Annotated in this window: 20 protein-coding genes; 7 read left to right on the plus strand and 13 right to left on the minus strand. The window is 69.8% G+C overall.

All coding sequences use genetic code 11. The annotated features are described in order from the left end of the window. The first annotated feature begins 51 nt into the window (after positions 1 to 51). Positions 52 to 1,071: a methionine synthase gene (locus P7V53_RS01455; RefSeq protein WP_280153703.1), complete on the plus strand. Its 1,020-nt coding sequence runs from the start codon at positions 52 to 54 to the stop codon at positions 1,069 to 1,071. Then, positions 1,025 to 1,447 (plus strand): TfoX/Sxy family protein, encoded by a 423-nt coding sequence (locus tag P7V53_RS01460; RefSeq protein WP_280153704.1) that lies wholly within the window; start codon positions 1,025 to 1,027, stop codon positions 1,445 to 1,447. The genes P7V53_RS01455 and P7V53_RS01460 overlap by 47 nt, the downstream gene beginning before the upstream one ends. A gap of 24 nt (positions 1,448 to 1,471) precedes the next feature. Here P7V53_RS01460 and P7V53_RS01465 read toward each other — a convergent pair whose 3' ends face one another. Next, positions 1,472 to 2,323 (minus strand): endonuclease/exonuclease/phosphatase family protein, encoded by an 852-nt coding sequence (locus P7V53_RS01465; protein WP_280153705.1) that lies wholly within the window; start codon positions 2,321 to 2,323, stop codon positions 1,472 to 1,474. Positions 2,324 to 2,392: 69 nt separating this feature from the next. Here P7V53_RS01465 and P7V53_RS01470 point away from each other — a divergent pair, with 69 nt between their 5' ends. Next, on the plus strand, positions 2,393 to 4,459 hold the full coding sequence (locus P7V53_RS01470; RefSeq protein WP_280153706.1) for a UvrD-helicase domain-containing protein: 2,067 nt from the start codon (positions 2,393 to 2,395) through the stop codon (positions 4,457 to 4,459). Positions 4,460 to 4,481: 22 nt separating this feature from the next. Here the strand turns inward: P7V53_RS01470 and P7V53_RS01475 are convergent, their stop codons facing one another. Continuing rightward, positions 4,482 to 5,444, minus strand: a complete 963-nt coding sequence (locus P7V53_RS01475) for a hypothetical protein (RefSeq protein WP_280153707.1) — start codon at positions 5,442 to 5,444, stop codon at positions 4,482 to 4,484. Positions 5,445 to 5,616: 172 nt separating this feature from the next. Between P7V53_RS01475 and P7V53_RS01480 the strand changes: the two genes are divergently transcribed. The 3 genes from P7V53_RS01480 (at position 5,617) to P7V53_RS01490 (ending at position 9,366) form a co-directional block, all read left to right on the plus strand. Next, a complete protein-coding gene (locus P7V53_RS01480) occupies positions 5,617 to 8,088 on the plus strand; it encodes an EAL domain-containing protein (RefSeq protein ID WP_280153708.1) in 2,472 nt (823 codons plus the stop codon). Continuing rightward, a complete protein-coding gene (locus tag P7V53_RS01485) occupies positions 8,085 to 8,747 on the plus strand; it encodes a lysoplasmalogenase (protein WP_280153709.1) in 663 nt (220 codons plus the stop codon). Before P7V53_RS01480 ends, P7V53_RS01485 begins: the two co-directional genes overlap by 4 nt. A gap of 115 nt (positions 8,748 to 8,862) precedes the next feature. Continuing rightward, positions 8,863 to 9,366, plus strand: coding sequence for a phosphoglycerate mutase family protein (locus P7V53_RS01490; protein ID WP_280153710.1), 504 nt, complete (start codon positions 8,863 to 8,865; stop codon positions 9,364 to 9,366). A gap of 40 nt (positions 9,367 to 9,406) precedes the next feature. Here P7V53_RS01490 and P7V53_RS01495 read toward each other — a convergent pair whose 3' ends face one another. The 11 genes from P7V53_RS01495 to P7V53_RS01545 all read right to left on the minus strand — a co-directional run bounded on the left by P7V53_RS01495 (position 9,407) and on the right by P7V53_RS01545 (position 20,403). Continuing rightward, positions 9,407 to 10,228 (minus strand): LytTR family DNA-binding domain-containing protein, encoded by an 822-nt coding sequence (locus P7V53_RS01495; RefSeq protein WP_280153711.1) that lies wholly within the window; start codon positions 10,226 to 10,228, stop codon positions 9,407 to 9,409. Then, positions 10,225 to 10,656, minus strand: coding sequence for a hypothetical protein (locus P7V53_RS01500; RefSeq protein WP_280153712.1), 432 nt, complete (start codon positions 10,654 to 10,656; stop codon positions 10,225 to 10,227). The genes P7V53_RS01495 and P7V53_RS01500 overlap by 4 nt, the downstream gene beginning before the upstream one ends. After that, positions 10,653 to 12,062, minus strand: a complete 1,410-nt coding sequence (locus P7V53_RS01505; RefSeq protein WP_280153713.1) for a histidine kinase — start codon at positions 12,060 to 12,062, stop codon at positions 10,653 to 10,655. Before P7V53_RS01505 ends, P7V53_RS01500 begins: the two co-directional genes overlap by 4 nt. A gap of 109 nt (positions 12,063 to 12,171) precedes the next feature. Then, complete coding sequence (locus tag P7V53_RS01510; protein WP_280153714.1) at positions 12,172 to 12,501, minus strand: DnaJ family domain-containing protein; 330 nt, start codon at positions 12,499 to 12,501, stop codon at positions 12,172 to 12,174. Positions 12,502 to 12,517: 16 nt separating this feature from the next. After that, positions 12,518 to 13,852, minus strand: coding sequence for a tetratricopeptide repeat protein (locus P7V53_RS01515; RefSeq protein ID WP_280153715.1), 1,335 nt, complete (start codon positions 13,850 to 13,852; stop codon positions 12,518 to 12,520). A gap of 27 nt (positions 13,853 to 13,879) precedes the next feature. Beyond that, positions 13,880 to 15,268 (minus strand): amidase, encoded by a 1,389-nt coding sequence (locus P7V53_RS01520; RefSeq protein WP_280153716.1) that lies wholly within the window; start codon positions 15,266 to 15,268, stop codon positions 13,880 to 13,882. A 4-nt stretch (positions 15,269 to 15,272) separates the two neighbouring features. Further along, a complete protein-coding gene (locus tag P7V53_RS01525) occupies positions 15,273 to 16,760 on the minus strand; it encodes an ABC transporter substrate-binding protein (protein WP_280153717.1) in 1,488 nt (495 codons plus the stop codon). A 55-nt stretch (positions 16,761 to 16,815) separates the two neighbouring features. Continuing rightward, positions 16,816 to 17,649, minus strand: coding sequence for an ATP-binding cassette domain-containing protein (locus tag P7V53_RS01530; protein ID WP_280153718.1), 834 nt, complete (start codon positions 17,647 to 17,649; stop codon positions 16,816 to 16,818). Further along, positions 17,646 to 18,620, minus strand: coding sequence for an ABC transporter ATP-binding protein (locus P7V53_RS01535; protein ID WP_280153719.1), 975 nt, complete (start codon positions 18,618 to 18,620; stop codon positions 17,646 to 17,648). The genes P7V53_RS01530 and P7V53_RS01535 overlap by 4 nt, the downstream gene beginning before the upstream one ends. Continuing rightward, positions 18,617 to 19,456 (minus strand): ABC transporter permease, encoded by an 840-nt coding sequence (locus tag P7V53_RS01540; RefSeq protein WP_280153720.1) that lies wholly within the window; start codon positions 19,454 to 19,456, stop codon positions 18,617 to 18,619. Before P7V53_RS01540 ends, P7V53_RS01535 begins: the two co-directional genes overlap by 4 nt. Continuing rightward, positions 19,453 to 20,403: an ABC transporter permease gene (locus P7V53_RS01545; protein ID WP_280156406.1), complete on the minus strand. Its 951-nt coding sequence runs from the start codon at positions 20,401 to 20,403 to the stop codon at positions 19,453 to 19,455. The genes P7V53_RS01540 and P7V53_RS01545 overlap by 4 nt, the downstream gene beginning before the upstream one ends. A gap of 66 nt (positions 20,404 to 20,469) precedes the next feature. Between P7V53_RS01545 and P7V53_RS01550 the strand changes: the two genes are divergently transcribed. Continuing rightward, complete coding sequence (locus P7V53_RS01550; RefSeq protein WP_280153721.1) at positions 20,470 to 21,930, plus strand: aldehyde dehydrogenase family protein; 1,461 nt, start codon at positions 20,470 to 20,472, stop codon at positions 21,928 to 21,930. Positions 21,931 to 21,940 lie beyond the last annotated feature (10 nt).

The following is a 21,940-nucleotide window of genomic DNA, read 5'->3' on the forward strand; positions in this document are numbered from 1 at the left end:
GCGCGAAGTATCGGCGACGCTTTGCGAGATCCGATCGCGAAGGAGACGCTCATGTTCACCACCGCCATCGCCGGCAGCCTGCCCAAGCCTGCCTGGCTCGCGGAAACCGAAAGGCTGTGGCCGTCGTGGAAGCTGGCCGGTGCCGAGCTCGCCCAGGCCAAGCTCGATGCAACGCTGCTGTGGATCAAGGCGCAGGAAGACGCCGGTCTCGACGTGATCGGTGACGGCGAGCAGTCGCGCCAGCACTTCGTGCACGGCTTCCTGGAGCAGGTGCAGGGCATCGACTTCGAGCATCGCGTCGAGATGGGCATCCGCAACGACCGCTACAAGGCCATGGTGCCGCAGGTGGTGGGGCCGCTTTCGCTCAAGGGCCGCGTGCATGCGGCCGAAGCGCGATTCCTGCGCGCGCACACGGCGCGCCGCATCAAGTTCACGCTGCCGGGCCCGATGACCATCGTCGACACCGTGGCCGACCGCTTCTACGGCGACCGCGTGAAGATGGCATTCGCCTTCGCCGAGCTCCTGAACCAGGAGGCGCTTGCACTGCAGGCCGACGGCGTCGACATCGTCCAGTTCGACGAGCCGGCGTTCAACGTGTACCTCGACGAGGCCGCCGACTGGGGGGTGAAGGCACTGGAGCGCGCGGCCCAGGGCCTGAGCTGCACGACGGCCGTGCACATCTGCTACGGCTATGGCATCGCGGCCAACATCGAGTGGAAGAAGACGCTCGGCGAGCAGTGGCGGCAATACGAGAAGGTGTTTCCGGCACTGGCGGCCAGTCGCATCGACCAGGTGAGCCTCGAGTGCATTCACTCGCACGTGCCTCCCGAGCTGATGGCGCTGCTGGCCGGAAAGGACGTGATGGTCGGCGTGATCGACGTGGCGAGCGACAGTGTCGAGACGCCCGACGAAGTGGCCGACACGATAGGCCGCGCGCTGCAGTTCGTGCCGCGCGAGCGACTGGTGGCCTGCACCAACTGCGGACTGGCGCCAATGCGCCGCGAAGTCGCCGAGGCCAAGCTGCGTGCGCTCGCGGCGGGCGCGGCGCTGGCGCGGCAACGACTCGGGTGACGCGGTGGCGTGGCAGGCGTCACCGCCCGCGCTGATCGCCCGCTTCGGCGAGCTGGTGCCGCACGATCCGCGCATCGAGCGCAGGAAGATGTTCGGCTATCCGGCCGCGTTCGTGAATGGACACCTGTTCGCCAGCCTGTACCGGGCCGGCCTCGTGCTCAAGCTGCCGGCCGCCGATCGTGCACTGCTGCAATCCGGCGGACATGCCAGGCCCTTCGAGCCGATGCCCGGCCGGGTCATGGGTGAGTTCGTCCTCATCCCCGGCAATACCTTGCCTCATGGGCCGGTGATGACGGCCTGGATGACGCGGGCGCTCGAGCACGTGGCGTCATTGCCGCCGAAGGCGCCGCGCAAGAAGGCGGTGCGCGGCGGCTGACGGGTCCACCGACGAGCTTCCGGCCTACGCCCACTCCACCATCACCGCCTGGTGATCCGATGCATCGCTGGCGGCGTCGACCTGCACGTCGCGCAGCCGGGGCACCAGGTCCTCGCTCACGAAGACGAAGTCCCAGGTGAACGGCGGGCCCGGGAACTGGCTCCGGTCGTGGAGCGCCACGGTGGGTGCACGCGGCTTGCCGGGATGCAGGCATTCCCACGCATCGCGGTACGAGGTCGTCGTCGGATCGATCGGCGTCATCAGCCGCACGTGCTCGGGCGAATCGGGCATGAAGTTGAAGTCTCCGGCGAGCAGCGACGGCGCCGCGCGCGCGACGCGGTCGAAAGGCCCCTCGTCCGGCGTGCCGGGGCGCGGGCTGGCCGCGTGGGCGCACGCTTCCCGGTGCAGCTCGCGCAGCCGCTCCACCTGGGCGGCGCGCTGCCAGGCCGAGTAGTACTCGAGGTGGGTGGTCGTCACGCGCACCGGTCCCTGGGGCGTGTCGAGGTTCGACTCGAGCGCGATGCGCTGCATGCTCGGCACCGTGCTGTCCGCCGGCCACGGCAGCAGGTGGCGGAACACCTGGCGTACCGGCAGCCGCGAGAGCACCAGGTTGCCGAAGCGCCGCCGCCCGCCCGACGGATGCGGCGTGTCGGTGGCGACGCCGTCGATGCGCGTGAAGCCGGGAAAGCGCGCGGCCAGGGCCTCGAACTGATCGCTGCCGTCGCAGCCCGGGAGCTCGGGATAGCCGGCCGACACCTCTTGCAGGCACAGCACGTCGAAATCCGCGAAGCGACGCGCGTGCGCCGCGATGCGGTCGAGGTCGACGCGGCCGTCGACGCCTCGGCCCCATTGGATGTTCCATGTGACGAGCTTCATGAAGCACCTCCGGTGCTCGATGATCGGCCGCGTGGCACGGGGCTGCTTGGCTATCATGGCGCGCCCTTCTTGCAGTGCGCCCTTTTCGTGTCGTCGTCGGCCCCTCCTTCGCTCAATCCCGCCCAGCTCGATGCCGTTCACCACCTCGGTGGCCCGTGCCTGGTCCTTGCGGGCGCCGGATCGGGCAAGACGCGCGTCATCACGCACAAGATCGCGCGGCTGCTGCAGGCCGGCTACGAGCCGGGTCATATCGCGGCGATCACCTTCACCAACAAGGCCGCCGCCGAGATGCGCGAGCGGGCCAGGCAGCTCGTCGGCCCGCGCGCGGCCAAGCAGCTCCTGATCAGCACCTTCCATTCCCTGGGCGTGCGGCTGCTGCGCAGCGAAGGCGAACGGCTGGGGCTGAAGCCGCAGTTCAGCATCCTCGACAGCGACGACGTGCTGGGCATCCTGCGCGACGCCGGCGGCAGCAGCGACAACGCGCTCGCGCGCCGCTGGCAGTGGGCGATCAGCCTGTGGAAGAACCAGGGGCTGAACAGCGAGCAGGCCGAAGCCGTTGCGGCAAACGACGACGAACGGGTCGCCGCTCGCGTGATGAAGCGCTACGAGGAGCGGCTGGCCGCCTATCAGGCAGTGGATTTCGACGATCTGATCGGTTTGCCGCAGCGCCTGCTCCAGCGCGACGCCGAATGCCGGGCCAAATGGCAGGACATGCTGCGCTACGTGCTGGTGGACGAATACCAGGACACCAATGCCATCCAGTACGAGATGCTGAAGTCGCTGGTGGGCGAGCGCGCCATGTTCACCGCGGTCGGCGACGACGATCAGAGCATCTATGGCTGGCGCGGCGCCACCATCGACAACCTGCGCCGCCTGCCGCAGGAGTTTCCGCAGCTCAAGGTGATCCCGCTGGAGCAGAACTACCGCTCCACCGGGCACATCCTGCGCGCCGCCAATGCGGTGATCGGGCACAACCCGAAGCTGTTCGAGAAGAAGCTGTGGAGCGACTTCGGCGACGGCGAGCCGGTGCGCGTCGTCGAATGCGACGGCGAGGAGCACGAGGCCGAGCGCGCCGTGGCGCGCATCCAGTCCCTGCGCGGGCAGGGCGGCGAGGTGCAGTTCAAGGATTTCGCCATCCTGTATCGCGCCAACCACCAGGCCAAGTCGTTCGAGAAGGCCCTTCGCCGCGCCAACCTGCCCTACAAGGTGTCCGGCGGCCAGAGCTTCTTCGACCGCGCCGAGATCAAGGACCTGTGCGCCTGGCTGCGTCTGCTGGTCAACAACGACGACGATCCCGCCTTCCTGCGCGCGGTGACCACGCCCAAGCGCGGCATCGGTCACCAGACGCTCGCAAGCCTCGGTGAGTTCGCCGGCAAGTGGCGGGTCAGCCTGTACGAGGCGCTGTTCGCCGACAGCCTGTCCACCGCGGTGAGCCCGCGCGCCATCGGCTCGCTGCACGAGTTCGGCCGCTGCGTGAACGACCTCGAGTACCGCGCTCGCCACACCGTCGGTGCGGAGGATGCGAAGTCGTTCCTCATGGGCTGGCTGAAGGAGCTCGATTACGAGAAGCACCTGTACGAAGGCGAGGACAGCGAGAAGCTGGCCGCGGCGCGCTGGAGCAACGTCGTCGACTTCGTCGACTGGGTCGCTAGGCGATGCGGCGGCGAGATCGAGAACGACGGCGGGCTCACGGTGGAGACCGAGAAGAAGAGCGTCCTCGATGTCGCGCAGACGATCTCGGTGATCATCAGCCTTGCCGAACGCGGCGACGAGCAGAACGTCATCACGCTGTCGACGCTGCATGCCGCCAAGGGCCTGGAGTGGCCGCACGTCGTGCTCGCGGGCGTCAACGAGGGGTTGCTGCCGTTTCGCAGCGAGGACGAGGAGATGACGGCGCAGCGGCTGGAGGAAGAGCGGCGGCTGATGTATGTGGGCATCACGCGTGCGCGCACCACGCTGGCCGTGAGCACGCTTCGTCGTCGCAAGCGCGGACGCGACACGGTGGCCGGCGTGCCGAGCCGCTTCATCAAGGAGATGAAGCTGGACGAGGTGACGGTGAAGGAGGATCCGCGGGAGAAGCTGAAGGCGTTGCGGGCCGCCGCGGCGGCACGGGCGGCAGCCGGCTCCGCGGGATGATCGCGGGCATCGTCGCCTGCGCTCACTTTCCCCTGACCGGATCGAACCACATCTCGGGCCTGGTCTTCCTCGTCGCCTGCGTCTGCGGCGACAGGAAGGGGTTGTCGATGCGGAACGCCCGGCGCGTCGTCAGGTGCGCGCGTGCCATCAGCGGTCCCTTGCTCTTCAGGAAGTAGGCGTCGAAGCTGCCGTCCTTGATCATGCGGTTGAGTCCCGCTTCGATCCGGTCCGCCAGCTGCTGGCCTTGCTCGCTTCGTTGCACGAAGAACAGCCGCGTCGTCGTGAAGTGCAGCAGCAGCCTGTCCTCGACGCGCATGTCGGGCAGCAGCTCGCGGCGCTCGTCGTACTCGCGGTACGCCTCGTCGGCGCTGCGCGAGAAGCAGTCGAAGCGCCTGGCCACCAGCATGCGAAACAAGCCCTCGTAGCTGTCGCCGGTCACGACGCGAAAGCCGGCTTCACGAAGGATGCGGGTGTCGGCCCAGGTCGCGAACGAGCCGACGCTGAAGCGGCGGAGCTCGTCGAGCGACTGCACCTCGGCGAAGCGCGGCTGCATGTCGTGGCGGATCAGGAACACGCGGTAGCTGATGAGGCCTTTGTCGATCGGGATGCGGATGGGCAGGAAGCGCTCCTCATGCTCCTGCGTCGCCGAGCGCGCGAAGACGTTGACCAGCCCGCTGCCCACCGCGATCTCGTCGCCCGCGCGCGCCTGGTTCATCGACGCGACCGACTGCCGAAGCACAAACGGGCCGTGGGTGGCGACGGTGGCTTCCAGCGCCTGGCGCAGCAGCTCGTAGTCGTAGGCGTATTGCGTGTCGACGGCCGATTCGGACCGCGGGTAGATGAGCACCATCGTCGCGGCGGTTGCGGCCATCCCGGCCAGGCAGGCTGCCAGCCCCATTCCAGCAACGACGCTGCGTCGCCTCATCGCATCCCCGACGACGATGTTGACGCGCTGATTCTCGAACGTGATGTAGTGCCTCGGCATCGCGAGTTTCCCCAGAAGCGCTGGCAAAAAAGCGCTCTTCGTCACGGCCGGCACTGCCATACTGGATCAAGTCCCAGGGGAGGGATGCCGAGAAACGGCATGGAGCCAAAAGCCGTCGGAACCACCCGACGCCACGACAACGATGCTGCGCCAGGGGGCAAGAAACATCACCTTGAACCGACCACTGCCCGCCTTGGCGCGTTGGCTGGAGAAGGTCCGTCCGCGGCGGCTTGCGCCTCGCCTGCTCGCGGCCATCCTCGTGGCCAGCACGGCGCTCGCACTCGTGGCCACCGCCGTGCAGCTGTGGGCCGACTACCGCAGCGACCTGCGCGCCATCGACGAGGAGCTCGCGCGGATCGAGCGCAGCACGCTCGACGCGCTGGCGCACAGCGTGTGGTCGTACAACGAGACGCAGATCAAGTTGACGCTGAACGGCCTGCTGCAGGTGCGCGACGTCCAGTATGTCGAGGTGCGTGCCGGACGCGACGAGCTGTTCTCCTCGGGGCAGCCGTCGCAAGGCAGCGTGCTGGACCGGATGTACGAGCTGCGCGAGCCCACCGGACGCGGCGTGCAGCTGGGCACGCTGCACGTGCAGGTGTCGCTGGACGGCGTGCACCAGCGGCTGGTCGACCGCGCCGTGATCATCCTCGTCGCGGAGTCGACCAAGGCCTTCCTGATCGCGCTGATCATCCTCGTGCTGGTCAACCGGGGGGTCACCCGGCACCTCGAGCGCATGGCCGGCCACGCGCGAGAGCTGAGCCTGGACCGCCTGGGACGCGAGCCGCTGCAGCTGCAGCGTGCCGCGGGGGCCGGCGACGAGCTGGACCAGGTGGCCACCGCGCTCAACGAGATGAGCGACGCGCTCGCCAAGGAGCTGGGCCGGCGCTTTGCCGCTGACGCCGAGCGCGAGCGGCTGTTCGATGCCTACGAGCAGAACCGCTGGCTGCTGCAGTCCATCATCGACAACACCCCGGCGCTGGTCTTCGTGCGCGACCTCCAGTCGCGCTTTCTGCTCGTGAACCGCCGCTACCGCGCAGCCTTCACCGGCGGCGCGGACGTGGTCGGGCGGCACATGGAAGAGGTGGTGGGTCCGGCCGAAGCGGCCGGCTTGATCATCGAGGACCAGCGCGCCGTGCTGGCCGGAGGGCACAGCGAGCTGGAGGTGGAGGTCTCGCAGGGCGACGGCAAGCGCACCTACCTCACGCAGCGCTTCCCGTTGCGACGCGCCGACGGCGAGCTGTTCGCGATCGGCTGCGTCGCCACCGACATCACGGAGCGCAAGAGCCACGAGGAACGCATCCGGTACCTGGCACAGAACGACGTGCTCACCGGCCTGCCCAACCGCACCCTGTTCCGCGACCGCGTCGCGCAGGCCATCGCGCAGGCGCAGCGCAGCGGTGCGCATGTCGCGGTGATGTTCCTCGACCTCGACCACTTCAAGAACGTCAACGACTCGCTCGGCCACGAGACCGGCGACGAGCTGCTCAAGGCCGCGGCGAACCGGCTGCGCGGCTGCCTGCGCGCCGGTGACACGGCAGCGCGCCAGGGTGGCGACGAGTTCGTGATCTGCCTGCCCACGCTTGCCGAAGGCTCGCACGCGATCCCCATCGCCGAAAAGCTGCTCGAGGCGCTGCGCCAGCCGTTCTCCGTCGGTTCCAACGAGCTGCATGTGCGCGGCAGTGTCGGCATCAGCGTGTTCCCCGGCGACGGTGCCGACGCCGACGAGCTGATGCGCGCGGCGGACGCGGCGATGTACCACGCGAAGGAAAAGGGCCGCGACACCTTCCGCTTCTTCACTGCCGAGCTCAACAACACCGCGCAGCGCCGGCTGGCGCTGGCCAACCGCCTGTATGAAGCGCTGCAGCGGCGCGAATTCGTGCTGCACTACCAGCCCAAGGTTGAGCTGCAGACCGGACGCATCTTCGGCGCCGAGGCGCTGATCCGCTGGCCGCAGGTCGATGGCAGCTACATCGGGCCGCACGAGTTCGTCCGCGTGGCGGAGGAGACCGGCCAGATCGGCCCGCTGGGCGAGTGGATCCTGCATGAGGCGTGCGCCGAGGCCGCGCGCTGGCATCGCCTGGGCCACCACGGCATCAGCGTGGCGGTGAACCTGTCGCCCCAGCAGTTGCTGCGTCCGGGCTTCCCCGAGTTCGCGCAGAGCGTGCTGCGCCAGACGGGCTTGCCGCCGCAATCGCTGGAGATCGAGATCACCGAGGGCGTGCTGATGGCGCGCAGCGCCGAAAACATGTCGGCGCTCGAAGCGCTGGCCGGCCTGGGCATCGGCCTGGCGATCGACGACTTCGGCACCGGCTATTCGAGCCTCGCGTACCTGCAGCGCTTTCCGGTGAGCGTGCTCAAGATCGACCGCAGCTTCACCGATGGCGTGGGCGTCGATGCGGGCGACACGGCCATCGTCACCGCGATCATCGCGATGGCGCACAGCCTGCGGCTGGACGTCGTCGCCGAGGGCGTCGAGACGATCGAGCAGGCCCAATTCCTGAAGGCCCACGGCTGCCGCGGAGCACAGGGCTTCCATTTCAGCCGCCCGGTGCCGCCGGAACGATTTGTGCGGCTGCTGAGCGAGACCGGGGTCGACGCCGACGGGATCGCACCGCTGGCCGCGGTGGCCGGACGGGGAAGGTGAGCACCGCGCTGCTCGCGGGCGCCACGCTTGCCAGCGCGGTGCTGGCCATCGCGTCGGCGCTCGGTCTGCTGGCGCCGGGACTGCTCTTCGTCTTCAAGCCGCTCACCACGGCGCTGATCCTCTGTCATGCGGCGCGCGCCCGCGCTGAACGGCCTGCGCGCCGGTGGGTGATCGCCGGATTGGCGCTGTCGTGGTGCGGCGACGTCGCCCTGCTGTGGCCGCAGCGCGGATTCCTGCCGGGGCTGGTGTGCTTCCTGCTCGCCCATGTGGCCTACCTGGTGGCCTTCACGCGTCCGGTTCGCCTGGCCGCCCGTCCCGCGCCGTTCATCGTCTATGCCGCCGTGGCCGGAGGCGTCCTCGCACTGCTGTGGCCGGATGTGCCGGCCGGGCTCAAGCCGCCGGTCGCGGTCTACGTCGTCTTCCTGGCCGCGATGGCGGCGCAGGCGGCGGTGGTGTGGCGCACGGCGGCCGATGGGGGCGACCGGCCGGCGGGCGGGCTCGCGGCCGGCGGCGCGTTGTTCGTCTTGTCGGATGCGCTCCTTGCCACGAACAGGTTCCAGGCTGCGCTTCCGTGGGCCTCGCTGTGGATCCTCGCCAGCTACTGGGCGGCGCAGTGGTGCATCGCGTCTTGGGGAAAGCCCGCGCTTCGTCGCTCCTGAGTGGAGATCCGTGCAATACGCACAGGCAGGAGAGCCGCCTTCCCACGTTCAGGGGCTGGGCGTCGCGTCGCCTGCGCCTTCCAATCCCTGCATGGGGGTTTGAGGGGACCTTTCGATGACGCTGCGCCGCGTTCTTGCGCTGACCCTGCTCGCCTGCGCGCCGTTGGCCGTGCACGCGCAGCTGGCCGTGATCCTGGTGCGCCATGCCGAATTCCAGGGCGAGCCCCTGACGCCGCAGGCCGAGATCCCGCTGTCCAAGGCCGGGGAGGCGCGTGCCAAGCGGCTCGCCGCGATGTTCAAGAACGCCGGCATCGCGCAGATCTATGTCACCGAGTTCGTGCGCACGGCCAAGACGGCGGAGCCGCTGGCGCGCCAGATCGGCCGCAAGCCCACCGTGCTGCCCAAGGCCGACGTGGCGGGGCTGATCGACAAGCTGCGCACGACCCACCCTGGGCAGCGCGTGATGGTGATCGGCCACAACGACACGCTGCCCGACATCCTCAGCGCGCTGGGGCATCCCAAGCACATCCAGCTCAAGCCCTACGACTACGGCAACGTGTTCGTCGTGGTCCCGAACGGCAGGAATCCGCCCGCCGTGGTGAGGTTGCGCAGCGACTAGCGCACTGAACGGCCCTGGCCCGCCGCCGTGAACCTGCGGTTCACATCCCCTTGAACAAACCCGTGAAGCTGCGGCTCACCTCCAGCTTCTCGGGATGCCCCTTCACGCTGACCAGCTGCCTTCCCCGCAGATCACGGCTCACGCCCGCGATCGCCCGGATGTTGACCAGTGTCGAGCGGTGGATCTGCCAGAACAGGTTCATGTCGAGCTCTTCGATCAGCTCCTTGATCGGCTTGCGGATCAGCGCCTCCAGCGTGGCCGTCTGCACCCGTGTGTACTTCTCGTCGGAGATGAAGAAGAGCACGTCTTCCACCGGAATCATCTGGATTTGCTGACCGACGGTGGCCTGGATCCAGTTCAGCTTGGGGGCGGTGTTCGGATTGATCTGGGCCGCCAGCTTCTGCAGCAGCTGCTGCATGTCGGGCGTGTGCGCGGGCAGCGTCTGCGGCTCGGCGTCCGGCAATGCGCGCTCGCCGATGCGCTTCTTGATGCGCCCCACGGTCACCAGCAGCCGCTCGCGCTCGGCCGGCTTGAGCACGTAGTCGACGACGCCCTGCTCGAAGGCCTCGACCGCGTACTGGTCGTAGGCGGTGATGAAGACGATCTCGCAGCCGGGCCAGCCGCCGGCGTCTTCATCGGTGGGCAGCTGCGCGATCTGCCGCGCCGCGTCGACGCCCGTCATCCCCGGCATCCGGATGTCGAGGAACACCAGGTCGGGATGGTGCTTCTCGGTGAGCTCGACCGCCTCGAGGCCGTTCTTCGCCTCGGCGACGATCTCCAGCTCGGGCCACACCTCGCCCAGTCGCGAGCGCAGCTGCTCGCGCATCAGGCGTTCGTCATCGGCAATGAGGGCGCGCGTCATGCGGCCATCTTAGAAGGCGGCGAAGCGCGGCGCCACAGCCACCAGGCGAAGGCAACCAGCAACAGCAGCGGCGACAGCGCGAGCAGCATCAGCAGCAGCCCGACCAGCAGCGGAACGCCGAGCCCGAACAGCAGCCCGATCGCCAGCGCCGCCAGCCCGACCACCAGGGCGACCGGCACGACGACGAGCACCACCAGCAGCGCGGCCAGCAGGCCGAGGACGATCGCGACCTTGTGGCCGTCGGTCAGCGTCGCCAGGTCGAAGCTCAGGGCCTCGCTGCCGTCGATGACGATGTGCACCGGTGTCATCTCGAAACCCGAGAGCCAGCCGACGACCGACACGGTGGCAAGCAGCGCGACCGCGAACAGCGCCACGATGGCCCACACCCAGCCGGGCGTGCGTGCGCGCCGGAGTGATCCCGTGTTCATGCGGCTTCTCCTTGGTGGTGATGCATGGTGTACGGCACGGTGATGGTGACCGCGGTGCCGCCGCCCGGGTTCTCGGCGACGGTGAGGCTGGCCTTGCTGCCGTACAGCAGCTGCAGGCGCTCGCGGATGTTGTTCAGGCCGATGCCGGTGCCCGCGGTCGGCGCCTTGCCGAAGCCCAGTCCGGTGTCGGCCACGGTGACGGCCAGCTTGCCGTGCACGATCTCGGCGCTGACGGTCAGCGTGCCGCCCTCGGCCTTGGGCTCCAACCCGTGCTTGATCGCGTTCTCGACCAGCCCCTGGAGCATCATCGGCGGGAAGTCCGCCGACAGCAGGCCGTCCGGCACGCGCACGTCGGTCCGCAGCCGCTCCTCCATGCGCACCTTCAGGATCTCGAGGTAGGGCCGGATCACCGCCAGCTCGCGGCCGAGGTCCCGCGTGCCCCGTGCGTTCGCCTCGCGCATCGTCGGCATCGAGGCGCGCAGCAGGGCGATGAGGTTCTTCTGCATGGTCGAGGCGCGCGCCGGGTCCGTCTCGATCAGGTGGTCGATGCTCGCCAGCGTGTTGAACAGGAAGTGCGGCTCGACCTGGGCCTGCATGGCCGCCATGCGGGCCTCGACGACCTGGCGCTTGAGCGCTTCCGATTCGGCGATCTCGGTGGCCTGCACCGCCTGCGCCTCGGCCTTGAAGCGGCCGGCAGCCATGATCTTCACGATGATGGAGAAGAAGATCCACAGCATCATCCAGCCGACCATGTGGTCGCCCAGGCGGAAGGCCCGGATGGTGCGCACCTTCGGCTTGGCGTCGGCGATGGCCTCCTCGACCTCGTTCTGCGCCTCGGCGATCTTTTCCTCGAGCTTGGCCTGGGCGTCTTCTATGGCCTGCTTGATCTCGTCGGTGGTGGCGTTCTTGGGCAGCTCTATCGTCACGCCTTCCTTCGGCGTGACCGAGAGGCCGGGCGGCGGCGGTGCCGGTGGTGGTGGCACCACCGAGGCAGGCGGCGCCGGCGGTGACGGGACGCTGGGCACGGCCTCCGGTGCGGCGGGCCCGTTCGGCGTGATGTGCACGCCGCTCTCGTCGATGCTGATCGAATACGACTTGCCATCGCGCTTGACACCCTCGATGTGGATGCCGTCCTTGCCGATCGACACGTTGTCGCGCTTGCCGTCGCCTTGGCCGGTCCGGATCTCGGTGCGGTCCTGTCCCCACGGCAGATTGAACGGCGGCAGCTCCGACAGGATGCCGGTGACGATGATGGCCAGCACCGACAGCAGGAAGAAGCGCATCCAGGTGATGCTGTCCAGCCAGCGAGCGTAGGCGATGAACGCCCGGCGAATCGCCGAGAAGAAGCTTGCGATGCCGCCGGCGGCCGATCGCGATGCCGAGGAAACGTCGAAGGTCGATGCCATGCGGGCACTGTACGGCCGGCGGCGGGCGTGCCTCCAGGGCGACACGACGGATTGCACCGTGGTCCGGACAGGCTGCACGCTAGGCGGACAGCCGGTGCGGCAAACCCTGTCAAAGCGTTCCGCTGATCCGCAGGTGCTCCAGCCGCAAGGCGATCTGCTGCTGCAGATCCGCGAGTTCGCGCCGCAAGCCTTCGGCGGTGCCCGGATCGGCCGTCTCCGCCGCCCGCCTCAGGGCCGCGGCCCGGCGCATCATCTCCACTTCGTGCGGCACCATGCCCGCGTCCTTGAGAACCTTGAACGGCATGCGCAACTCGGGCGGCGTGTCGTCGTAGCCGTCGCCCAGGTCGAGCGGGCGGCCCCAGTCCCGCGCGCTGCGCAGTTCGCCCGACGCCAGGCTCTCCTGCAGATGGCGGGCGATTTCTTCGTCGAGAGTCGGCATGGCGGCGTCTCCTGCGTCAGGCGTCACTGTCGCGCGATCCGCATTGCCGAGCCCAGTGCCCGGTCAATGGCGTGTGCGCCTTGTGCTGCCGGCGCTCGGCCAGCAGCGCGCGGCACAGTGCCGATTCACCGGCCCGCGCGGCGGCGGCCCACAAGGTTTGCGTGATCAGGTCGCGCTGGGCGTGGCTGCCGCCGAAGCGATGGGCCTGGCCCCGCACCGGGGCGATGTCGCGGACCGCGGCGGAGAAGTCGCCACGCTCGAAGGCGAGGAGGCCGCGCATCAGCGGCAGTCCCACCTGGCGCGCCATCGCGGCGTTGTCGTCGCCGCCCGCCTGCGCCCGGTGCTCGGCCGCATCCAGCCAGGCCCGGGCCTCGGCCAGACGGCCGCGGCCGAGCATCACCATCAGCGCATGCACGTCATTGAAGGCCGAATGGCCGACCGCGTGCGGCGCGCAGTCCCAGCCGACGGCGGCGTCTTCCCAGCGCGCACCGACGTCGGCGCCGAGCAGGTGCAGGCGCCACAGCAACGCCACGCCGTCGAGCCGCTGCAAGGTGAGCTGCACATTGGCGCTGCTCAGATGCGTGTCGTAGGTGGCGAGCGCCCCGGCCAGGTCCAGGCCCTCGATCTGGAACAGCGCCGCATGCCACCAATGGTGACCGGCAAAGCCGTTGCCCTCGGCCCAATCGGCCTGTCGCTCCCGCAGCCAGTCGATGCCGTCCTCGAAGCGCCCCTGCATCTCCATCACGTGGGCCACGGCATGGGTGGCCCACGGCACTTTCGCCCGGCCGGCCACCGCCTCGCGGCCGGCCGCTTCCGCCTCGGCATAGGCGCCGCACTCCTCGAGGCCGAAGGCCTGCATGCCGAGCACGTAGGGCCGCAGCGGGTCGTCGTTCTCCCACGCCGGCAGCACGCGTTGCGGGCGGCGCCGCAACTGCGCCGCATCGCCGCGGTAGAAATCGAACAGATGCGCCCACTGCAGCGCGTGCAGGTCGCGCGGATGAGCGTGGAGCAGCGCGTCCCAGTCGCGGCAGGCGCCTTGCCAGTCGCCCGCGGCGCAACGTCGCGCGGCCGCAAGGTGGATGCGCTCGCGGTGCGGTGCCTGCGCGACCAGCGTCTCGGCCCGATCGAGCGCCTCGCGCGCTTCGGGCAGCAGGCCGGGCTCGGTGAGCGTCAGCAGAAAATTCGCGCGCATCACGTGCGGCAGCATCCACCCCGGATCGGCGGCAATGGCGGCGTCGATGTCGGCGAGGGGAGCGTCGAAGAACGACGCCATGCGCCACAGCGCCGTCTCGGCATGGGCCAGCGCTTGCGGCGAAGCCGTGCCGACGGGATTGCCGCGGGCGTCCTGCATGCCCATCGAGTGCGCCCCCGTGGTGGTTCAGTTCGGCTGGGGCCACGGGCGCTGCGCGGGGCGCAGGCCCTCCCAGGCGCGCGCGACCTGCAGGACGCCGAGGTCGTCGAATCGCTGGCCGGCGATCTGCAGGCCGATCGGCAGGCCGCTGGCCGTGTAGCCGCAGTTGATCGACGCGGCGGGCTGCTCGCTCATGTTGTACGGCAGCGTGAACGCGATGTGCTCCAGCGAGCGCGCCGGATCGTTGGTGGGTCCGGGCAGCTCGGCCTCGAAGGCGGAGATCGGCGCCACCGGCGACAGCACGTAGTCGAAGGGCGCGCAGGCGGCAACCGCGGCCTCGCGCAAGGCGCCCATCTGGCTGTAGCCGTCGAACACCTGCTCGCCGGTCAGCCCCGCGCCGCCGCGTGCCCACTCGACGATGAAGGGCAGCACCTTGGCGCGCCGTTCCTCGGGCAGCGCGGAGAGATCGATCCACGAGCGCATGCGCCAGAAGCGGTCCATGCCGTCGGCCATCGCTCGGGTGGTGAAGGGGGCGACCGGCTCGACGATGGCACCGGCAGCCTCGAAGGCGCGCGCCGCGGCCTCGACGGCTGCGCGTACCTCGGCGTCCACCGGCAGGCCCCAGCCGGGATCGAGCTGCAGGCCGAGGCGCAAGCCGCGCACCTCGCGCTCGAGCCGGCCCCAGGCGATGTCCTGGTATGGCAGGCTCATCGTGTCGCGCGCGTCGGGGCGGCTCAGCACGCTCATCAGCAGCGCCGCGTCTTCGACGGTGCGTGTCATCGGCCCCGCCACGCGTCCTGCATACGGGGGGTGGATGGGGATGCGGCCGAGGCTCGGCTTGAGCGTGAAGATGCCGCACCAGCACGCCGGCAGGCGCACCGATCCGCCGATGTCGGTGCCGACATGCAGCGGGCCGTAGCCGGCGGCCACGCCCGCGCCGGCGCCGGCGCTGCTGCCGCCGGGGCCGCGGCGCAGGTCCCAGGGATTGCGCGTCAGCGGATGGAAGCTCGACACGCCGGAGGACAACATGCCGTAGTCGGGCATGGTCGTCTTGCCGAGGATGACGGCGCCGGCTTCGCGCAGCCGCGCCGCCGGCGGTGCATCCCGCTGCGCCGGCACCAGCACGGTGGCCGCGGTGCCCAGCGGCACGGGCACGCCGCGCGTCGCGATGTTCTCCTTGATCATCGCCGGCACGCCGTCGAGCGGGCCTTGTGGAGCGTCGCGCAGCCAACGCGCCTGCGATGCCTCGGCCTGCGCGATCGCCGCGTGCGGATCGAGCGCGTAGGTGGCCTGCAGGTGCGGCTCCCACGCCTCGATGCGGGCCAGGATGGCCTGAGTGACCTCCACCGGGGACAGCGTCTTGCGGCGGTAGGCGTCGACCAGCTCGACGGCACTCAGGTCATGCAGCGCAGCCATCGGCTCACTGCCAGCTCAGCGCCGCCAGATCGTTGGCGAAGATCGGCGAGCTGCTCCACAGTCCTTTCAGCTTCTTGTTGCCCACAGCGAACTGCGGCAGCTGGAACAGGTACACGTTGGCCGCGTCGGTGGCCAGGTGCTTCTGGATGTCGCCCAGCAGCTTCAGCCGTCCCTTCGCGTCGGTGGTGCTGTTGTACTTGGCCAGCAGGTCGCGGTAGGCCTTGTTGTCGTAGCCCCAGTAGTAGCTCGGATCGCCGTAGCGGTCGAAGTCGAGCGGCTCCACGTGGCTGATGACCGTGAGGTCGAAGTTGCCCTTGAACGGCCCGGACAGCCATTGGGCCCACTCGACGTTCTCGATCTTCGCGTTGATGCCCACCTTAGCGAGCTGCGACGCGATGATCTCGCCGCCCTTGCGCGCGTACTGCGGCGGCGGCAAGGTCAGCGTGACGTTCAGCGGCGTGGCCACGCCGGCTTCCTTGAGCAGCGCCTTCGCCTTCTCCGGGTTGTACGGATTGAGCGCGGTCAGGTCGACGTAGCCGGCGTCGCTGGGCACCATGTGGCTGCCGATCGGCGCGCCGAAGCCTTCCTGCGCGCCATCCATGATCGCCTTGCGGTCGATGGCCGCGGCCAGTGCGCGGCGAACGCGCACGTCGTCGAACGGCTTCTTCCTGTGGTTGATGCTGACGATGGTCTTGCCTTCGGTGCCGCCGATGACCACCGCGAAGCGTGGATCGTCCTGGAACTGCTTGAGGCTCTGCGGCGCGCCGAAGCGCGGCATGCCGTCGATGTCGCCGGCGAGCAGCGCCGCCACCTGCGCCGCGGGATCGTTGATGAAGCGGAAGGTCACCTTCTTCATCTTCACCGCCGGCGCATTGCGATAGCCGTCCCACTTGCTCAGCGTGATCGCCGAGCCCTTGGCCCAGCTGTCGAACTTGAACGGCCCGGTGCCGACCGGCTTGGTGGCGGTGGTGGCCGCGCTCTTCGGGTCGAGGATCACCGCCGGGTTCTCGCCCATGCGGAACAGGAAGTTGCCGTCGGCGTTGTTCAGCACCACGATCACCGTGTGCGGGTCGGGCGTGTCGATGCGGCTGATGTTGTCGAACACCGCCTTCTTCATCTTGTTGGTGCTGCCTTCCGCCTTGGCGCGCTCGAAGCTGAACTTCACGTCGCTGGCGTCGAAGGCCTCGCCGTCGTGGTACTTCACGCCCTTGCGCAGCTTGAAGGTGTAGACCTTGCCGTCGGGGTCGATCGTCCAGCTTTCGGCCAGCAGAGGCACGATGCTGCCGTCCATGTTGATGCGGGTGAGGCCTTCCAGCACGTTGTAGTGGACCACCTCCCCGATCGCGGCCGCCGAGGCGGTGGTCGGATCGAGCCCGGGCGCCGGCTCGAGCACCATGGCGAGCACCACGCTGTCCTTGCGGGCCTGCGCCCCGGCCGCCAGCGCGACGGCGGAGAGCACCAGGGCGGCGATCAGGCTGTGGGACGTCTTCATCGTCGGTTTCTCCTGCAGCGAAAGGGTCGTTGGGACTCTACTGGAAGCGCCCGGCTCACGCCTTCAGCGTAGACCCGATGCGGCGCGGGCGCTGCATGGCGGATGCGCCCGGCTGCGGCACCGCGGCGATCAGCGCCTGCGTGTAGGGATGCTCGGGCTGTCGGAACAGGCGCTCCGGCGAGCCGCGCTCGACGATGCGCCCGGCCTGCATCACCGCCACCTCGTCGCAGACATGGTCGACCACCGCGAGGTCGTGGCTGATGAAGAGGTAGGTGACGCCGAACTGCGCCCGCAGGTCCTGCAGCAGGTTCAGCACCTGCGCCTGCACCGACACGTCGAGCGCGCTGACCGGCTCGTCGGCGACGATGAGCCGCGGTCGCGTGATCAGCGCGCGGGCGATCGCGATGCGCTGCCGCTGGCCGCCGGAGAACTCGTGTGGGTACTTGTCACCGTCGGCGGCGCGCAGCCCGACCGCATCGAGCGCTTCGCCCACCCGCTGGCGCCGCTCGCCGGCGGGCATGCGCGGCAGCGGCTCGGCGACGATGCCCGAGACGCGCATGCGCGGGTCGAGCGAGCCGTACGGGTCCTGGAACACCATCTGGAAGTCGCGCCGCGCGGCGCGCAGCTCGTGGCGCGACAGTCGGTGCAGGTCGCGGCCGAGCAGCGTGACGCGTCCGGCGGTCGGCGGCTCGAGCGCCATCACCAGGCGCGCCAGGGTCGACTTGCCCGAGCCCGATTCGCCCACGATGCCCAGGCTGCGCCCCGGCTGCAGCGCGAAGCTCACGCCCTGCAGTGCGTGCACGACCGGCGAGCGCTGCAGCAGGCTCTCGCGCGGGAGCCTGTACTCCTTCACGAGGTTCTCGACCTCCAGCAGCGGCGCTTCGGTCATTGGATCGGAGGCTCCATGTTGAAGCAGCGCGCCTCATGCCCCGGCAGCACCGGAAATGCTGGCGGCGGCTCGCGGCACACGTCGAGCACGCGATGGCAGCGATCGGCGAAGGGGCAGCCTCGCGGCATGTCGACCAGCTCGGGCACGCGGCCGGGAATGGTCGCGAGCTTGGCTCCACGCGCCGCGCCCAGGCGAGGCCGTGCGCCGAACAGGCCTCGCGTGTACGGGTGCGCGAGCCGCTCGAAGACGCTGCCGGTGGGGCCGCTCTCGGCGACGGTGCCGCCGTACATCACCATCACGCGCTCGACGTTTCGCGCCATCACGCCCAGGTCGTGGCTGATCAGCAGCAGCGCCATGCCGCTGTCGGCCACCAGCTCGGCGATCAGGTCGAGGATCTCGGCCTGGATGGTCACGTCGAGCGCGGTGGTCGGCTCGTCGGCGATCAGCAGGTCGGGCCCGCAGGCCAGCGCGGCGGCGATCATCACGCGCTGCCGCTGGCCGCCGGAAAGCTGGTGCGGATAGGCGTCCAGCCGCTGCGCGGCCTGCGGCAGGCGCACCCGCTCGAGCAGGCGCAGCGCCTCGGCGCGGGCTTCGCGCGCGCCCATGCCCAGGTGCCGGCGCAGCGGCTCGGCCACCTGCGCGCCCACGGTGTGCAGCGGGTTCAGCGCCGTCATCGGCTCCTGGAAGATCATCGCGATGCGGCGTCCGCGCAGCTGGCCCATCTGCGCGTCGGGCAGGCCCACCAGCTCCTGGCCGTCGAAGCGGATGCTGCCGCTCGTCGCGGCGCCATCGGGCAGCAGGCCGATCAGCGCGAGCGCCGTCATCGACTTGCCGCAGCCGCTCTCGCCGATCAGCCCCACGGTCTCGCCGCGGGCGATGGTGAGGTCGATGCCGCGCAGCGCTTCGGCGGGACCGCGCGCGGTGTCCAGGCGAACGCGCAGACCCTGGACGGCCAGCAGCGGCCCGGTCATCTCGCCCTCGCCAGGCGCGGATCGAGCAGGTCGCGCAAGCCGTCGCCCATGAGGTTGAGTCCGAGCACGCTCAGCGCGATGGCGACCCCCGGCCAGACGGCGAGCTGCGGCGCCTGGAACAGCATCGTCTGCGCCTCGAACAGCATGCGCCCCCACGACGGCTGCGGCGGCTGGGTGCCGAGCCCGAGAAAGCTCAGCGCCGCCTCGGCGAGGATCGCGTTGGCGAACTGGATCGTGGCCTGCACGATGAGACCGCTCGCGATGTTGGGCAGCACATGCGCGAAGGTGATGTGCCAGGTGCCCCTGCCGCAGGCGCGGGCGGCGGTGACGTAGTCGCGTGTCCAGACGCCGTTGGCGGCGGCGCGGCTGATGCGAGCGAACACCGGGATGTTGAAGATGCCGATGGCGAGGATGGAGTTGAACAGTCCGCCCCCGTAGATGGCGGTCAGCATGATGGCGGTGACCAGCGCCGGGAACGCGAAGGTGAAGTCCGCCAGGCGCATCACCAGCTCCTCGACCCAGCCTCGGCGGGCCGCGGCGAGCAGGCCCAGCGAGACACCGAAGCCCATGCCGATGCCGACCGCGATGAGGCCCACCGCGATCGAGTTCTGCGAGCCGACGATGAGCTGCGAGACGATGTCGCGCCCGAGGCTGTCGGTGCCCAGCCAATGGGCGGCCGACGGGCCCTGCAGCTTGGACGACACGTCGATGTCGGTGGCCGGATGCGGCGTCCACACGAGCGAGAGCAGCGCGGCCAACGACAGAAGCAAAACCAGCGCGCCGCCGATGACGAAGCTGGTGTGCCGCATGGCGCGGTCGGTGAAGGTGAAGCTCATCGGTGTGCCGCCCTCAAGCGCGGATCGATCACCGCATAGAGCACGTCGACGACGAAGTTGATGACGATGACTGCCGCCGCCAGCAGCATGACGATGTTGCGCACCACCACCAGATCGCGGTTGAGAATGGCCTGAAAGATGAGGCGGCCCAGTCCCGGCAGGCTGAACACGCTCTCGACGATGACAGTGCCGGCGAGCAGGTTGGCGAACTGCAGGCCCATGATGGTCAGCACGGCGACGAAGGCGTTGCGCAGCACGTGGCGCCACAGCGTCTGGCGCCGGCTCAACCCCTTGGCGCGCGCGGTGCGCACGAAGTCCTCGCGCAGGACCTCGAGCACGGCAGAGCGGGTGATGCGCGTCAGGATGGCAGTCTGGAACACGGCCAGCGCGATGGTGGGCAGCAGCAGCGCCTTCACGCCTTCCCAGAGGCTGTCTTCCCAGCCCGGAAAGCCGCCCGCGGACACCCAGTGCAGCTTCACCGCGAACAGCCACACCAGCAGGATCGCGAACCAGAAGGTCGGCACGGCGATGCCGAGCTGGCTCAGCACCATCACCCCGGCGTCGCCGGGCTTGTTGTGGCGCGACGCCGCGTAGACGCCGAGCGCCAGCGCCGCCACCGTCGTCAGCGCCATCGCCATGACGGCCAGCGGCAGCGTGACGGCCAGGCGCTCCTTCACCAGGTCGAGCACCGGCGTGTCGTAGGCCACGCTGGTGCCCATGTCGCCGCGCGCCAGGCCGGCCATCCAGTCGCCGTAGCGCGTGAGCGGTGGACGGTCCAGGCCCAGCCTGGCGCTGAGGGCTTTCATCGACTCGGGCGTGGCGCTTTCGCCGAGCATCACCTCCGCCACGTTGCCAGGCAGCACATCGAGCACCGCGAAGATCACCGCCGAGGCGGCCAGCAGCGTCGCGATGAAGGTGGCGAAGCGTTTGAGCAGGAAGAGGCTGATGGGATGTCCCCGCGCGCACCATGCGCCGCTGGCTGAATATCATGGCCCAAATCACAGGAGACACGAATGGGCGCAGGCATTCCGTTCGACACGACCCAGGTGCTCGTCGGCGGCGAGTGGCGTGCGGCCCACGGCGGCCAGACGCTGACGCTGGTCAATCCGTCCGACGGCAGCCCGCTGGCGGACATCGCACGCGGCACGGCCAGCGACGTCGATGCGGCAGTCGAGGCCGCGCGCTCGGCACTCGAAGGCGGCGCCTGGGGACGCATGACGGCTGCCGAGCGCGGCCGCTTGCTGGGCGCCATCGGCCGGCGCGTGCTGGAGCAGGCCGACGAGCTGGCGCGGCTGGAAGCGCTGGACGTCGGCAAGCCGCTGAAGCAGGGGCGCGCCGACGCGCTGGCGCTGGCGCGCTACCTCGAGTTCTACGGTGGCGCGGCCGACAAGGTGCACGGCCAGACGCTGCCTTACCAGGCCGGTTTCACGGCGCTCACCTGGCGCGAGCCGCACGGCGTCACCGGGCACATCGTGCCCTGGAACTACCCGATGCAGATCGTCGGCCGCAGCGTGGGTGCGGCGCTGGCGATGGGCAACGCCTGCGTGCTCAAGCCGGCGGAGGAGGCCTGCCTCACGGTCCTGGCGTTCGCGCGCATCGCCCAGGAGGCCGGACTGCCGCCCGGCGCGCTCAATGTCGTGCCCGGGCTGGGCGAGGAAGCCGGGGCCGCGCTGTCGGCGCATCCGGGCGTCGACCACCTGTCGTTCACCGGCTCGGTCGCGACCGGATCGCTGGTGCAGGCGGCGGCCGCGAGGAACACGATCCCCGTGACGCTCGAGCTGGGCGGCAAGAGCCCGCAGGTGGTGTTCGCCGATGCGGACCTCGATGCGGCACTGCCCTTCCTCGTCAACGCGGGCGTGCAGAACGCGGGCCAGACCTGCTCCGCGGCGTCGCGCATCCTGGTCGAGCGGCCGGTGTACGACACCGTGCTTGCGCGCATGGCCGAGCGCTATCGCGCGCTGCGGGTCGGACCGGCCCTGAGCGACCTGGACGTCGGTCCGATGATTTCGCAGCGCCAGCACGAGATCGTGTCGCACTACCTCGCCCTGGCGCGCGACAGCGGGCTGGCGATCGCGGCGCAGGCCGAGCTGGTGCGCGACGCGCCGGCGGGCGGCTACTACCTGCGTCCGGCGCTGGTGGCCGGCGTGCCCGACCGTCATGCGCTCGCGCAGGAGGAGATCTTCGGCCCGGTGCAGGTGCTCATTCCGTTCTCAGGCGAAGCCGACGCCGTGCGCATCGCCAACGGCACGCCGTACGGGCTGGTGGCCGGCGTGTGGACCCGCGACGGCGGCCGGCAGCTGCGCATGGCACGGGCGCTGAAGTGCGGCCAGGTGTTCATCAACAACTACGGCGCCGGCGGCGGCGTGGAGCTGCCCTTCGGCGGCGTCAAGCGCTCGGGGCACGGGCGCGAGAAGGGCTTCGAGGCGCTGTACGGCTTCTCGAGTCTGAAGACGGTTGCCATCCACCACGGCTGAAGGACCTTGC

Source organism: Piscinibacter sp. XHJ-5 (genome assembly GCF_029855045.1).
Classification (GTDB): domain Bacteria; phylum Pseudomonadota; class Gammaproteobacteria; order Burkholderiales; family Burkholderiaceae_C; genus Albitalea.